Source organism: Mesorhizobium sp. ISC15, from assembly GCF_037162615.1.
GTDB lineage: Bacteria > Pseudomonadota > Alphaproteobacteria > Rhizobiales > Rhizobiaceae > Mesorhizobium > Mesorhizobium mediterraneum.
Map to the genome: position 1 here is coordinate 4,697,999 of NZ_JAVSPX010000001.1, position 14,496 is coordinate 4,712,494.

Here is a 14,496-nt window from a genome sequence, read left to right on the forward strand (position 1 = left end):
TCAGCCCTCCATGACCTTGGCTGCTTGCTGGACGGCCGCGAGAATCCCGACATAGGCGCCGCATCGACAGATGTTCCCACTCATGAACTCGCGGATTGCATCTGGACTGGTCGCATGCCCTCCAGTCACGCAGGCGACCGCGGACATGATCTGTCCCGGCGTGCAATACCCACATTGAAGCGCATCATTGTCTATGAAGGCCTGCTGCATTGGGTGAAGGTCCGCGCCTTCAGCGAGGCCCTCGATCGTGGTGACCTGCCGTCCATCGATCTTGGCCGCCAGCGTGAGACAGGACGAGACAGGCCGGCCATCCAGATGAACCGTGCAAGCCCCACACTGTCCGTGATCGCAGCCCTTCTTGGTCCCGGTCAGCTCTCGCCGCTCACGCAGCAAATCGAGGAGAGAAGCGCGGGAATCGATCTCAAGAATCACCGGTCGGCCGTTCACGTTCGCCGAGACTTGAACCGTTTGGCCGGTTTCGGCACGCGCGAACTGCTGTTGTGCTTGGGCTCGTTGCTCGAGTGGCAAGATGCTCGCAGCGGCAGCCCCAGCTCCGCTAGCGAGCACAACGCGACGCGTGACGCCGCAGGTTTGTGTAGTCTCGGACCGTTCGTCTTCCATTATCGGGCATCCCTCTTCGCGCTTCCAAGTTGGAGCCGTGATTGTGCTTGCGAACTTTGCGCCGAAGGTCGGACCGTTGTGCGTGTTCGCCGCCGCATTGACCAAGCGTACGAGCCCTAGCACTCGTGCCACATTGGCAGGCTCTGACAATCTTTAGCATCATTGTCAGAGCCTGACAATTGTCGTATGTTCACAAAACTGAGAAGGGTTTGGAATGGTCAAGAGGGCAGAAAATGCGCGCGAGCGGTTCGAGGCCGCCGCATACAGTCTTTTCAGGCAGCAGGGCTACGCTGCAACGACTGTTCCAGAGATTGCTGCGGAAGCCGGGCTAACGGAGCGGACGTTCTACCGCTACTTCACCGACAAGCGAGAAGTCATGTTCTGGCGAGCCGGTGATCACCAGGTCACGATAGCAAACGAAATAGCGAGAGCCCGCGCCGGCGTGCATCCACTGACAATGGTGGCTCGCGCCTTTGAATCGGTCGCTCCCTTCATCGACGGCCACCGCGCTATCGTAAAGCTGCGCCAGCGTCTGATATTCACGCATGGCGACCTGCAGGAGCGGGAACTGATGAAGCTGCATAAGCTCGCTTCCGCAATCGATCTGGCTCTACAGCAGCGGGGTATCCGGCCCTCGTTTTCGCGCGCCGTAGCAGAGATAGGCGCGGCCATCTGGAAAGTTGCGCTAGAGAACTGGCACGCCGACGAAACAGAGAAGCCCTTTTCAAGTCACGTGCAGGCGGCTCTTACCGAGTTTCAGGCAGGCCTGCACCAAGTCGCAGGCTAGGACGCAGATTTGCCGGACGATCCAAGCGGCTTTGACGAGTAAGAACAATTGTAATGACGGGAAGGGCCTGCTGCTGATCTGACGCCCGATCTGAACATGCACCCGGCATCTCGTCGAAAGCATCCGGTTTGCGTTCGGACTACGGTGTCATGACACGCCAGACATCGAAGCGCGTGCCGCTAGAGCACGGCTTCCAACCGCGATCGCGAGCGCGACGACGATCAGTATCGTCGCGACCGCGAACGTGATCCGCATACCGGCGGCAACGGCCTCCGGGCGCGCCGTCGTGATGTCGGACGTCACTGAGGCAAATGCGAACACGGCGCCCATGACTGATGCGCCGGTAATGAGCCCGAGGTTGCGCGACAAATTGAGCAATCCGGAAATGACGCCCCGCTGGTCCGGGCGGATATCCGACATGACGGCGGTGTTGTTGGCCGTTTGGAACAGCGCATAGCCTGTTGTGATGATTGCAATCGGGGCGATGTAGCCAGGGAGCGTTGCCGGCATCATGGACAGAATGAAGCAACCGGCCGCTATCGCGATGAGCCCAATGATGGTCATGCGCGCAGCGCCAAAACGGTCCGCTATACGGCCAGCTGGCACACCGGTCAGCGCGGCGACAAGCGGACCGACCGACATGACGATCCCAACAAGAGCCGCGTCGAGCCCGAGCGCACGAGACAGATAGAACGGCCCGACCACCAGCGTCGCCATCATCACCGTCGCAACGAGCGCGCTCATGGCGAGGCTCGCACTCAGCATCGCATCGCCGAATGCGGCCAATCGGATCAAAGGCGACGCCACTCTTGCCTCCACAAGCACAAAGAAGCCGGCTCCGAAAACGGCTGCCACCAATAGGGCCATGTTGAGCGGACCAAAACTGCCACGCCCGACCGTCATCGCGAGCGCATAGGCGCCAAGCGCCAAGGCAAGCAGCAGCGTGCCCACAACGTCGAAGCCGGTCCGATCAGTCTTCGGCCCCCGGCGATCAGCCGGCAGATAGCGATAGGCGAGAACAAAAGCCAGCAAACCCAGCGGCACGTTGACCAGGAAGATCGCCCGCCAACCGGCTCCGGCAATCAGAAGGCCGCCGAGCGATGGACCGAGAGCGGTGCCGATCGCAGACATCGTTCCGAGCAGCCCCATGGCGCTGCCGGTCTTGGCCTTCGGAACCGTCTCACCGACAAAAGCCATGGTCAGGGCCATCATGATGGCCGCCCCTACTCCCTGCGCCGCCCGGGCGGCAATCAGCAGCCAGAGCGTCGGCGCAACGCCACACAGGACCGAGGCCACTGTGAACAGGAAGAGCCCGGCCAGCAGCAGCCGCCGGCGGCCGATGAGGTCGCCGAGCCGTCCGACGCTGACGATCGTGGTGGTGATGGCGAGGAGATAAGCCAGCACAATCCACTGGACTTCCTGGAACGAGGCGTTGAACGCCTGCGCCAACGTCGGCAAGGCAACGTTGGCGATGCTGATGCCGAGTGAGGACAGCAACATGGACAGCGAGAGGCTGGCGAGCGCCCACCGAACCGAAGGTCCCCGTCCCGTATCTCCGGCGACTGCCCGTCCTGCATCGATTGGCTTCAACATGAGCTCCGTTTTCTGGCGACTCCCGAAACGGAGCTGGCAGACACGTAGTCCTTTGCTAGACATGGCGGAAGATGCATCATTCGCACTTAATCATTGCGTTTCACGCTATGTTATATCGTGCCGGGCTGCTACGATCCGTTGATGTCGCATCCCGATCTCAATCTGCTTGTCACCCTTGATGTGTTGCTTGCCGAAGGCAGCGTTGCGCGCGCCGCCAAGAGGTTGCGGCTGAGTCCGTCGGCGATGAGCCGGGCGCTGGCGCGATTGCGTGAGACGACCGGCGATCCGCTGTTGGTCAGGGCTGGACGCGGCCTCGTTCCCACGCCCCGGGCCATCGAGCTCCGCGAGCGCGTCGGTCAGCTTGTGCAGGACGCCGAATCCGTTCTGCGTCCTGTTGAGACGCTCGACCTGAAACGGCTCGTGCGAACCTTCACCCTTAGAAACAGGGATGGCTTTGTCGAGAATTTCGGACCGGATCTCATTGCGCGCGTAGGCGAACAAGCACCGGGCGTGCGGCTGCGTTTTGTGCTGAAGCCGGACAAGGACAGCACGCCCCTGCGCGACGGCAGCGTAGACCTCGAAACCGGCGTCGTCGGAAAGGCCACGGGACCGGAGGTGCGCGCGCAAGCGCTGTTCCGTGATCGTTTCGTCGGTGTCGTGCGGGTGGGGCATCCATTGTGCGAGATCACGATCACCCCTGCCCGCTATGCAGCCGGCCGGCACATCCTCGTCTCCCGTCGCGGGCTCGACAGGGGACCGATCGACGATGCCCTTGAGCCGTTAGGGTTGAAACGGGAGATCGTGACGGTCGTCGGCGGCTTTTCGGAAGCTCTGGCCCTGGCGCGTGCCTCGGACCTGATCGCCAGCGTTCCCGAACGCTATTCGGGAAACCTGCGCGACGGAATGTTCTGTTTCCCTCTGCCGGTTCCCTTGCCGGAAATCGCGGTTTCACTTTTGTGGCACCCGCGGCTCGATGCCGATCCGGCGCACCGCTGGCTGCGCGGGTGCGTTCGAGACGTTTGCGCTGGAATAACTCACTGGATCTCTTAGCGGTCAAGGCGAGCGCTGCTGATCCGATCACGGCAACTCGGTGTTGCAGGTGCCGGCGATCTGGCCGACGGCCTCGCTGAACCCGGCAAGGTCGAAATCGGCCTCGCCTCGCCCCGACAGCAGCCCGAACCGCCAGGACAGCAGGAGTCGGTCTGCGGAAACCAAACGCCTGATACCGTCGGCACCATCCCGAACCAGCGTGCGGCCCCGCGGGCCGACCGACCAGCTTTCGTTGACCTTGCTGGCCTTGTCGACGGTAACCGACACGGTGATGGTCCGGCTGGCGGAAACGGCGTGGTTCAACTGCAGCCATTCGCTCCAGCGCGGCTCACCATTCGCCCGGCAGGCAATGGTCAGGACCGGGCTGTAGCTCAAGGCACCGCCGCCGGTGATGAGTTTGTTGGTGGCATGCAGCGAGGCCGTGACCAGACCACCGCTGCCGGTGTCGAACCGCCAGTTGTCAAGAACGCTGTCGGCCTGGGCGATGCCGCAGACCGAGACGAGGAGGAACGCTGTGGCGACCGCGCCTCCAATACCGACGAATAGCTTCAACGATGCCTCCAACCCTGCACTTTGCAGCACAGCGCAGATAATGATCAAAACCTCGTATCGCCAGCCGCCACCACTGGTTGGGCGCGAATCTGTCGCTACCGCATCCGCCCGAAAATCGGAATCGATTCTCGGACAACAGGATGCGTAGAAATAAGAGTTCAGAGTGTACTTTGTGCGTCCAAGTGGCCGCACGTCGCTCTAAGATCACAACGAAAAAGGCCGCATTGAGGGCGTCCTTTCACAATTCGGCGGAATGCCGTGTTGTTCGGCGCTCTCAGCAGGTTTTTTCTTCGCCGCAGCCCTCTTCTTCTTAGGTTTATCCACATCATCGCCATTGCCTTTTCGGCTGACCGGAAGACCGCACTAGAATTTCGACCGGAAATCGAGCTATGATGCACTCGGCATTTCCTGGGACGGCTTCGCGCCCTTGGAGTGCCGGGAGGAAACGGGATATGGCCATCGCGCTTGTACTCGTTTTGGTAGTTGTGGGCTCAGTGTTGTTCCACTTCCTGAGCCCATGGTGGTGGACGCCGATTGCCTCGAACTGGGACTATATCGACAACACCATCATCATCACCTTTTGGATCACCGGCGTCGTCTTCGCCGCCGTCGTCCTATTCATGGCCTATTGCGTCTTCCGCTTCCGTCATCGGGAAGGCAATCAGGCGGCATACAAACCCGAGGACAAGCGGCTCGAATGGTGGCTGACGATCGTCACCGCAATCGGGGTCACGGCCATGCTGGTTCCGGGCCTGTTCGTCTGGAACCAGTTCGTCAACGTCCCAAGCGACGCAACCGAGGTCGAAGTCGTCGGCCAACAATGGCAATGGAGTTTTCGCCTGCCCGGCAAGGACGGCAAGCTCGGCACATCCGACACCCGCAACGTCAGCGCTGAAAATCCGCTGGGCGTCATCGCCAGCGACCCCAATGGCCAAGACGATGTCGTGGTCGAAGCTGCCGATCTGCATCTGCCGGTTGGCAAGCCGGTCAAGATGCTGCTTCGCTCGATCGACGTGCTCCACGATTTCTATGTCCCTGAATTCCGCGCCAAGATGGACATGATCCCGGGCTCGGTCACCTATTTCTGGTTCACCCCGACCAAGACCGGAACCTTCCAGGTCCTGTGCGCCGAACTTTGCGGCCAGGGGCATCCTTTGATGCATGGTGTGGTCATGGTCGACACGCAGGAAGATTATACGGCGTGGCTCGGCGAACAGCAGACTTTTGCGCAATTGTCGGCCCCCCAGCAGGTGGGCTCGGCAGAGTAGACGCCGTGAGAGACGGCGACGTGGGTTGAAATTGCGGCAGGGCTCGAAACTATCGAGCCTGGCCGAAAAGGGCACGGAGGTGTTCCTATGGTCGATATCACACCTGCAGATGCGGTACCGCCGGCCGAAGTCGCGGAAATGGAACTCTACCATCCGCACAGCTGGTGGACGAAATACGTCTTCTCGCAGGACGCCAAGATCATTGCCATCCAGTATTCGGCGACGGCGACGGCAATCGGCCTGGTGGCGCTGGTGCTGTCCTGGCTGATGCGGCTGCAGCTCGGCTTCCCCGGCACGTTCGACTTCATCACCCCGGAAGCCTACTACCAGTTCATCACCATGCACGGCATGATCATGGTGATCTACCTGCTCACGGCACTCTTCCTGGGTGGCTTCGGCAACTACCTGATCCCACTGATGGTCGGCGCTCGCGACATGGTCTTTCCCTATGTCAACATGCTGAGCTACTGGATCTACCTGCTCGCCGTGCTGGTTTTGGTGTCGAGCTTCTTTGCGCCCGGCGGACCGACGGGTGCCGGCTGGACGCTCTACCCGCCGCAGGCGATCATGACCGGCACACCAGGCGGCCAGGACTGGGGCATCATGCTGATGCTCATCTCGCTGATCCTGTTCATCATCGGCTTCACGATGGGCGGCTTGAACTATGTCGTGACGGTGCTGCAGGGCCGCACGCGCGGCATGACGCTGATGCGCCTGCCTCTGACTGTCTGGGGTATCTTCACCGCGACCGTCATGGCGCTGCTCGCCTTCCCGGCGCTGTTTGTCGCCTGCGTGATGATGTTGTTCGACCGCGCGCTCGGCACCAGCTTCTTCATGCCGGCGATCGTCGAGATGGGCGAACAGTTGCAGCACGGCGGCGGCAGCCCGATCCTGTTCCAGCATCTGTTCTGGTTCTTCGGCCACCCCGAGGTCTACATCGTGGCGCTGCCGGCCTTCGGCATCGTATCCGACCTGATCAGCACTCATGCGCGCAAGAACATCTTCGGCTACCGGATGATGGTCTGGGCCATCGTCGGCATCGGCGCGCTGAGCTTCGTGGTCTGGGCGCATCACATGTATGTCAGCGGCATGCATCCCTATTTCGGCTTCTTCTTCGCCACCACGACGTTGATCATTGCCGTCCCGACCGCGATCAAGGTCTACAATTGGGTGCTAACGCTGTGGCGCGGCGACATCCACCTCACCATACCGATGCTTTTTGCCCTGGCCTTCATCGTCACCTTCGTCAATGGCGGACTGACCGGATTGTTTCTCGGCAACGTCGTCGTCGATGTTCCGCTGTCGGACACGATGTTCGTCGTTGCCCACTTCCATATGGTCATGGGCGTCGCCCCGATTCTCGTGATCTTCGGGGCGATCTATCACTGGTACCCGAAGGTCACTGGCCGGATGCTGAACGAGGCAATGGGCCAGTTCCATTTCTGGGTCACCTTCCTCGGCGCCTACCTGATTTTCTTTCCCATGCACTACATCGGCCTGATGGGCGTGCCGCGGCGCTACAACGAGCTGACCGACATGACTGTCATGACGGAATCGGCCCACCACCTGAACTCGTTCATCAGCATCATGGCATTCATGGTCGGCTTCGCCCAGATGGTGTTCCTGTTCAATCTGATCTGGAGCATCCGCCATGGCCGGGAGGCCGGCGGCAATCCATGGCGCGCCACGACGCTCGAATGGCAGACGCCGCAAACACCGCCCGCCCATGGCAATTTCGGCAAGGAACTGCCGATCGTCTATCGCTGGGCCTATGACTACAGCGTGCCGGGCGCCAAGGAGGATTTTATACCGCAAAACATGCCGGGCTCCTTCGGATCCTCAAGAGAGCCGGCATGAGCGTCATTCTGGTCTTCCTCCTCGTGATCGTCGGCTTTGCCGGATGGTGGCTTTCCCACCAGCGGCTGATGGCCAAGCCATGGCTCGAGCAAGGCGTGATCGGGGATATTATCGGCCCGGAAGGATCGGCGCTGCCGACCGCCAAGATCGGCCTCGGCGTCTTCCTCGCCGTCGTCGGCTGCCTGTTTGCGCTTTTCACCAGCGCTTATTTCATGCGCATGGCGCTGTCGGACTGGCAGGCGCTGCCGCTACCGCACGTGCTCTGGTTCAACACCGGCGTGCTGGTCCTGAGCAGCATCGCGCTGCAATGCGCCGCGGTCGCCGCGCGCCGGGGCCAAATCGACACGGTCAGGCTCGGCCTCGTCACGGCTGGGCTCACCGCGCTTGCCTTCCTGATCGGACAGCTTGTGGCATGGCGGGAACTGACCGCCGACGGCTACTTGCTGACCGCCAATCCGGCCAACAGTTTTTTCTACCTGATAACCGGGATGCATGGCCTGCACATACTGGGAGGGCTGGTCGCCTTGAGCAGAACAACTGCCGGCGCCTGGAACGGAGCCCGGCCGGAGCGGCTTCGCCTCAGCGTCGAACTATGCGCCATGTACTGGCATTTCCTGCTTTTCGTCTGGCTCGCCATCTTCGCGCTTCTGGCCGGCTGGGCCGCGACCTTTATCGAGATTTGCCGACAGTTGCTGACCTAGGAGGGCCGGGCGGATGGCAGAGACGACAGTGACGCATATCGGCCAAACACAGCCGCGGCCGGCGGGCTTGCAAGGCGTCGCCGCCGACTGGTCGTCGGATCAGCGCGCGTTCAAGAACGTGTCCTGGGGCAAGGCCATGATGTGGATCTTCCTACTCAGCGACACCTTCGTCTTCGGCTGCTTCCTGCTCTCCTACATGACCGCGCGCATGTCTACCCGGGTGCCGTGGCCCAATCCGAGCGAGGTTTTTGCCCTTCATATTGGCGGCTCGAATGTTCCGCTGATCCTTATCGCCATCATGACCTTCGTGCTGATCTCGAGCAGCGGAACGATGGCGATGGCGGTGAATTTCGGCTATCGCCGCGACCGCCGCAAAACCGCGATCCTCATGCTTCTGACAGCAGCACTCGGCGCGACCTTCGTCGGCATGCAGGCTTTCGAATGGACCAAGCTGATCAGCGAAGGGGTACGGCCCTGGGGCAACCCGTGGGGGGCGGCACAGTTCGGATCATCCTTCTTCATGATCACCGGCTTCCACGGCACCCATGTGACGTTCGGGGTGATCTTCCTGATCATCGTGGCGCGAAAGGTCTGGCGCGGAGATTACGACACGGGACGGCCCGGGTTCTTCACCAGCCGCAGGGGCAGCTATGAGAACGTCGAGATCATGGGGCTCTACTGGCATTTCGTCGACCTGGTCTGGGTGTTCATTTTCGCATTCTTCTATCTTTGGTGAGAGGCAGACATGGCTTTGGTGAGAGGCAGATATGGCTGAAGCAACCGCAAACGGCCTGGGGCAACACACGCTGCACGGAGCTCAAGCGCATGATCCGGCAGCGACTGGCATCGCCCCGGCGGAGGTTCACCAGGAGCACCCGATTAAGCTCTATCTGGTGGTCTGGGCATGGCTGTTCATCCTCAGCGCCTGCTCCTATCTGGTCGATTATGTCGGCCTCCAGGGCTATCTCAGATGGTCGCTGATCCTGATCTTCATGATGCTCAAGGCCGGGCTGATCGTCGCCGTCTTCATGCACATGGCCTGGGAACGGCTGGCGCTGACATATGCGATCATATTGCCGCCGATACTGGTGCTGGTGTTCGTGGCAATGATGGTCTTCGAATCGGATTACACGCTTCTCACCCGGATGGTGTTTTTTGGGGCCGAGCCCTGACGCGCAATCCGGGCACAGGGTTTGTCGACAGCGTCTCCCCTAAAGAGTTGGGAGCGCTATTTGCGGTCCACTCCCCTTTGCCTTGAAACAATCGACAGCTGGCCCATTTTCGTTGATACGGGAAACGACAGAAGCAGAATGATTGCCCTCGTTTCCACATGCGTCGCGAACTCCAGCAAGGGAGGCTCAGGATGACGATCGCAAACAGACTGAAGGACTTTATCGACGGGAAAGGAATTTCCTATGAAACCGTCGAGCACCACCGCACGTCGACAAGCAGGCAGTCGGCGATAGCGGCGCATGTGCCCGGCAGCATAATGGCCAAATCGGTGGTCGTTCACCACGACGGCGGCTATGCGCTGGCCGTGGTCCCCAGCACCCACAGGATCGAGCTCGGCACGTTGCAGGACGTCATGGACCAGCGTATCGGCCTGGCCTCCGAAGACGAGGTGGTTTCGCTCTTCGAGGATTGCGACACCGGCGCCGTCCCGCCGATCGGCGGGGCCTACGATGTGCCGGTGATTCTCGATGAAAGCCTCGGCAAGGCCGACGACATCTATTTCGAGGGCGGCGACCACAGGACGCTGGTGCATGTCAGCGGCAAGGATTTCCGCAACCTGACCAGCGACGCTCGCCAGGCCCGCTTTAGCTACCCGGCTTACTAAAAAGCTCTGGCCCGCCGTGCCGGCGCGCTCGCCGGTACGGCAGGCCAGGATTTTCAGCTCGCCGGCTTGGTGGAAGCCGGCGATTCCACAACTTTGCGATAGACGTGCCAGGTGGCGTGACCGAGGATCGGCAGCACGACCGCCAGCCCGGCGAACACCGGCAGCGAGCCTATGATCAGGGCGACGGCGACAATCAGTCCCCAGACAGCCATCACGATCGGGTTCGCCAGGACCACGCGCACCGAGGTGTGGATGGCTTCGTAGGCGCCGACGTCGCGGTCGAGCAACAACGGGAACGCGACGACTGTGGTGCACAACACGACCGCGGCGAAGACGAAACCGATAGCGTGCCCAAGGATAACCAGCGTCCAGCCACGTCCGGTGGCGAATATTTCACTGATGAAGCCGGACAGCGATTCCGGCGGGGCCGGGCCGAAGAGGGTCTGGTAAAATGCCTGGGCGGTCAAAAGCCAGGCGATGAAGATCGCAAGCAGCATGATGCCGACCGCTGCGATGGCCGGCAACGCCGGAGAATTCCTGACCTCGAAAGCGTGGCTCCAGGAGGCGTCCAGCCCGGCCTCGCGTCGCCGGCTGATCTCATAGAGGCCGAGCGCCGCGAATGGACCGATCAGCGCAAAACCTGACACCAGCGGAAACAACAGCGGCAGCGCATTGTTGCCCGATGTCCAGACAGCGAGCACGACGCCGACCAGCGGATAGATCAGGCAGAGGAAAACGATATGCGACGGTTTGACCATGAAATCGTCGACGCCACGCCTGAGCGCGTCGAAAAGGTCGGAAACGCCAATCTTTCGAATTCTGGTGTGTTCCAGCGTCTCGCTGGCGCCTGCAATCACATGAAAACTTGCCATGACCATTCCTCCAGACCAGGTCCGGTAAGGTCGCGGTTCACGGTGCCGTCGTTCAGCGTGACTGGCCACGCAAAACCGCGACCTGCACCATGATCAACATACTCTCTTGCATGGCGTTTGTCGCCCTTTGTCAGAACAGCGCGGCTCCAGTGATCAGGCTAGCTCTAACGGCCTTTCTCCGATATTCTCCAAAGTGGGTTGCAGGGTGAAGGTCATGGATGGAAAGACCGTTCTCATACTCGGCCTTGGCATAGTTATTCTGCTGTTGCTGGGATTCTGTGCAGTTCCAACGTGAGGTTCGAGCAGGTTCAGGCACACCTCGTTCGGCAATCGCCGACTGACTGTCTCAATCTGGCAAGCAATCCGAGAACATCAGGATTCACTTGAGCCACGAGACAGGCATACCGTCAATTTCCGGCTGATATGACGGCACGCAATACGATGGTGTCGGCAAGCAGCACGGCAAAGATCGCGAAAAGATAGAAAATCGAATAGGCAAACAGCGCCTTTGCGCGTTTCATCTCCCACCCTTCAACCCGCCTTTTGTCGACCAGCAGCTTCCACGCATGCCAGATGAAGCCTGCGCCCAATGCGGCCGAAACAATCCCGTAGAATCCGCTCGCGAATCCAAGAGCCCAAGGCAGCACGCCGATTGGTGCCAGGATCAGCGAATAGCCGAAGATCTGTTTTCTGGTCGAAGCCTGGCCGGCCACGTTCGGCATCATGGGGATGCCGGCCGCTGCATAGTCGCCGATCTTGAACAGCGCGAGCGCCCAGAAATGCGGCGGCGTCCAGAGGAAAATGATCAGAAACAGGATGAGGCTTTCAATCCCGACCGCGCCAGTGGCCGCCGCCCACCCGATGACAGGAGGAAGAGCACCCGCGGCGCCGCCTATGACGATATTCTGCGGCGTCGAGCGTTTCAGCCACATCGTATAGACGACGACGTAGAAGAAAATGGTGAAGGCCAGCAGCGCCGCGGCAAGCCATCCCACCAGCACGCCGAGCGTAATGACCGAAAGTACGGAAAGCACCAGACCGAAGCCGAGAGCTTCGCCTGGCGTGACCCGGCCTGATGGGATCGGCCGTTTTGACGTGCGCGACATCAACGCATCAATATCGGCATCGTACCACATGTTGAGAGCCCCGGCCGCTCCTGCCCCAACCGCAATTGCACCGATTGCAATGACGGCAATGACCGGATTCATCACCCCGGGCGCCACCATCAGACCAACGAAAGCGGTAAAAACAGCAAGCGCCATGACGCGTGGTTTCAGAAGCGCGAAGAAATCACTGACCGTCGCTTCAGAGATCTGGATCCCGGTATCCTCGAGGCCGCTTTCCCGAGCCGACATTTCAGGCGACCACCGATGGAGGCAGGCAATCTGGCCGGCGCATCGGCCGGCGGAAGAGCCAGGTTACTTCCTGGCGGAAGAACCGGGTCATTTGGAGAATTGCTTCAGATAGGCGATGACGTTGGCAAGATCCTCGTCCTTCTTGAGGCCGGGAAACGCCATCTTCCCGCCTTTGATCATGGCTTTGGGATCGCGAAGATAATTCGTCAGCGTGGCTTCATCCCATTTGACGCCGGATTTGCCGGCCTCGGTCATGGCTTTGGAATATTTGAACCCCGGATGCGTGCCGGCCGTTCGGCCGATGACGCCACTCAATGACGGACCGACCTTGTTCTGGTCCTTGTCCACGACGTGACAGACCTTGCACTTGGTGAAGACCTTCTCGCCCGCGGCGGCATCTTGTGCCTGGGATTGGTTCGTGATGAACGTCGCAGCGGACACGGCGGCGAAAAACGCGATTGCGCGCATGGCATTTCCTCCCCGATCGCCAAATCTGCCTTGGACGATCTGCGCGTGCCGACACGGCATGCGCCCCTTTGCACGACAGAGCGGAATATCCGCTTCTGGCGTATGGAATTGCGGCATCTACATACCACAGAATCTGGCTGGCAGATAGAAGAAGCCGACCAGCAAGATTGCCGCCGAAGCAATGAGGCAACTCGATCGGCGCACAGCCGGAACGCATCCCGGCCAAAGGCGTTAGACCAGCTACGGTTCAGCGTCAGCAAGATCAAAGATCAGAGAAGCGTCCATGAACGACAGCAGCGTCCTGGAGGTGCGCCACGGCACCCTCACGATCGACGGCGAGACGGTCTTCTACAGAGAGGCAGGCCCTGAAGCCGCGCCGGTGTTGTTGCTTCCGCACGGCTATCCCTGCTCATCCTTCCAATATCGCCGGCTGATGCCGGCGCTCGCCGATCGGTGGCGGACTGTCGCGCCGGACTTCCCCGGCTTTGGCTACAGTGGGACCCCAGATCCGGCACGGTTCGGCTATGATTTCGACGCCTACGCGACTTTCCTGGAGCGGTTCACCGACGCGCTGGGGCTCGGCAACTACGCGCTGTGGCTGCACGACTATGGCTCTCAGATCGGCCTGCGCCACGCAATAGCGCATCCATCGCGGATCAGGGCCCTCATCATCCAGAACGGCGACATCTACGCGGATGCGCTTGGCCCCAAATACGAAACGATCCGACGCTTCTGGCGGGATCCTTCACCAGAGAACCGCGCGCCGCTGGAAGAAGCGGTGAGCGAGAACGGCTTTCGCGCCGAGTTCGTCGGCGAAGTCGATGACGACGTCGCCCGACGTGTGCCGCCCGATATGTGGAAATTGCATTGGCCGCTGATGGATACGCCGGTGCGCCGTGCGCTTTCGGTCGGACTGATGGAGAAGCTCAAGGCTAACCTCGACTGGTTCCCTCGTTACCAGGAATACCTGCGCGAACAGCGGCCACCGGCAATGATCCTTTGGGGGCCGAAGGACGAATACATGCCCGAGCCGGCGGCGCGCGCCTATCTGCGCGATCTCCCCGAGGCCGAACTGCATTTGCTGAACGACGCCGGGCATTGGCTGCTGGAAACCCATTTCGAGGCCGCCCTGCCCTTGGTGCGAGGGTTTCTCGGCGAGGTCCTGCATTAATCGCCCGCACAGAGGAGCACTTCATGAACGACAACGCCACAATTGCCCGGATCTGGCGGGGAAGGACGCGCCGCGATCTGGCAGACGCCTACGAGCCATATCTGCGCCGCGAAGGCATTCCGCCGCTTCAGGAGAAGGCGCTTGGCGTGCAGTTGTTTCGCGAAGATCGCGAAGAAGAAACGGAGTTCGTGACGATCTCATACTGGCCAGACGTCGACGCCATGGCGAGCTTCACCGGCGGCGACCCGCGCAAGATCCATCACCTGCCGCGCGACGAAGAGTTTCTCGTTGAACTGCCCGAACGGGTGACCGTGATGCGGATCCTCGTCACTCAATTGCCTCGCGATTAGAGCAATTCCAGGAA

The 14,496-nt window shown here is 60.8% G+C and carries 16 protein-coding genes; 10 read left to right on the plus strand and 6 right to left on the minus strand.

Annotation, left to right across the window (positions count from 1 at the left end):
* Entirely contained in the window at positions 1 to 621 is a 621-nt protein-coding gene (locus RPG13_RS22600) for a (2Fe-2S)-binding protein (RefSeq protein WP_095485441.1), read from the minus strand.
* A gap of 214 nt (positions 622 to 835) precedes the next feature.
* Here RPG13_RS22600 and RPG13_RS22605 point away from each other — a divergent pair, with 214 nt between their 5' ends.
* Positions 836 to 1,408, plus strand: a complete 573-nt coding sequence (locus RPG13_RS22605) for a TetR/AcrR family transcriptional regulator (protein WP_126106243.1) — start codon at positions 836 to 838, stop codon at positions 1,406 to 1,408.
* A gap of 147 nt (positions 1,409 to 1,555) precedes the next feature.
* Here RPG13_RS22605 and RPG13_RS22610 read toward each other — a convergent pair whose 3' ends face one another.
* Entirely contained in the window at positions 1,556 to 3,001 is a 1,446-nt protein-coding gene (locus RPG13_RS22610) for an MFS transporter (protein ID WP_337126039.1), read from the minus strand.
* Between the two features lie 141 nt (positions 3,002 to 3,142).
* Here RPG13_RS22610 and RPG13_RS22615 point away from each other — a divergent pair, with 141 nt between their 5' ends.
* The gene (locus RPG13_RS22615; RefSeq protein WP_337126040.1) at positions 3,143 to 4,051 is read left to right on the plus strand and encodes a LysR family transcriptional regulator; all 909 of its coding nucleotides are present in this window, start codon (positions 3,143 to 3,145) and stop codon (positions 4,049 to 4,051) included.
* A 27-nt stretch (positions 4,052 to 4,078) separates the two neighbouring features.
* On the opposite strand, the gene RPG13_RS22620 is transcribed toward RPG13_RS22615, so the two are convergent.
* Positions 4,079 to 4,603 carry a hypothetical protein gene (locus RPG13_RS22620; protein WP_292223492.1) on the minus strand — a complete coding sequence of 175 codons (525 nt, stop codon included), beginning with the start codon at positions 4,601 to 4,603 and terminating at the stop codon, positions 4,079 to 4,081.
* A 452-nt stretch (positions 4,604 to 5,055) separates the two neighbouring features.
* On the opposite strand from RPG13_RS22620, the gene coxB reads away from it, so the two are divergent.
* The 6 genes from coxB to RPG13_RS22650 all read left to right on the plus strand — a co-directional run bounded on the left by coxB (position 5,056) and on the right by RPG13_RS22650 (position 10,266).
* A complete protein-coding gene (coxB, locus tag RPG13_RS22625; protein WP_095485445.1) occupies positions 5,056 to 5,871 on the plus strand; it encodes a cytochrome c oxidase subunit II in 816 nt (271 codons plus the stop codon).
* Between the two features lie 87 nt (positions 5,872 to 5,958).
* Positions 5,959 to 7,728, plus strand: a complete 1,770-nt coding sequence (locus tag RPG13_RS22630; protein ID WP_292626536.1) for a cytochrome c oxidase subunit I — start codon at positions 5,959 to 5,961, stop codon at positions 7,726 to 7,728.
* Positions 7,725 to 8,429 (plus strand): cytochrome c oxidase subunit 3, encoded by a 705-nt coding sequence (locus tag RPG13_RS22635; protein WP_337126041.1) that lies wholly within the window; start codon positions 7,725 to 7,727, stop codon positions 8,427 to 8,429. Before RPG13_RS22630 ends, RPG13_RS22635 begins: the two co-directional genes overlap by 4 nt.
* A gap of 13 nt (positions 8,430 to 8,442) precedes the next feature.
* Entirely contained in the window at positions 8,443 to 9,165 is a 723-nt protein-coding gene (locus RPG13_RS22640; protein ID WP_126106237.1) for a heme-copper oxidase subunit III family protein, read from the plus strand.
* Positions 9,166 to 9,196: 31 nt separating this feature from the next.
* On the plus strand, positions 9,197 to 9,601 hold the full coding sequence (locus RPG13_RS22645) for a cytochrome C oxidase subunit IV family protein (RefSeq protein ID WP_095485449.1): 405 nt from the start codon (positions 9,197 to 9,199) through the stop codon (positions 9,599 to 9,601).
* A 191-nt stretch (positions 9,602 to 9,792) separates the two neighbouring features.
* The gene (locus RPG13_RS22650) at positions 9,793 to 10,266 is read left to right on the plus strand and encodes an aminoacyl-tRNA deacylase (RefSeq protein WP_095485450.1); all 474 of its coding nucleotides are present in this window, start codon (positions 9,793 to 9,795) and stop codon (positions 10,264 to 10,266) included.
* Positions 10,267 to 10,319: 53 nt separating this feature from the next.
* On the opposite strand, the gene RPG13_RS22655 is transcribed toward RPG13_RS22650, so the two are convergent.
* The 3 genes from RPG13_RS22655 to RPG13_RS22665 form a co-directional block, all read right to left on the minus strand.
* Positions 10,320 to 11,138 (minus strand): DUF2189 domain-containing protein, encoded by an 819-nt coding sequence (locus RPG13_RS22655; protein ID WP_095485451.1) that lies wholly within the window; start codon positions 11,136 to 11,138, stop codon positions 10,320 to 10,322.
* Positions 11,139 to 11,545: 407 nt separating this feature from the next.
* Positions 11,546 to 12,493, minus strand: a complete 948-nt coding sequence (locus RPG13_RS22660; RefSeq protein ID WP_126106235.1) for a heme o synthase — start codon at positions 12,491 to 12,493, stop codon at positions 11,546 to 11,548.
* Positions 12,494 to 12,580: 87 nt separating this feature from the next.
* The gene (locus tag RPG13_RS22665) at positions 12,581 to 12,961 is read right to left on the minus strand and encodes a c-type cytochrome (RefSeq protein WP_095485453.1); all 381 of its coding nucleotides are present in this window, start codon (positions 12,959 to 12,961) and stop codon (positions 12,581 to 12,583) included.
* A 283-nt stretch (positions 12,962 to 13,244) separates the two neighbouring features.
* Here RPG13_RS22665 and RPG13_RS22670 point away from each other — a divergent pair, with 283 nt between their 5' ends.
* Positions 13,245 to 14,132 carry an alpha/beta fold hydrolase gene (locus RPG13_RS22670; protein WP_337126042.1) on the plus strand — a complete coding sequence of 296 codons (888 nt, stop codon included), beginning with the start codon at positions 13,245 to 13,247 and terminating at the stop codon, positions 14,130 to 14,132.
* Between the two features lie 23 nt (positions 14,133 to 14,155).
* Entirely contained in the window at positions 14,156 to 14,482 is a 327-nt protein-coding gene (locus RPG13_RS22675) for a hypothetical protein (protein WP_095485455.1), read from the plus strand.
* Positions 14,483 to 14,496 lie beyond the last annotated feature (14 nt).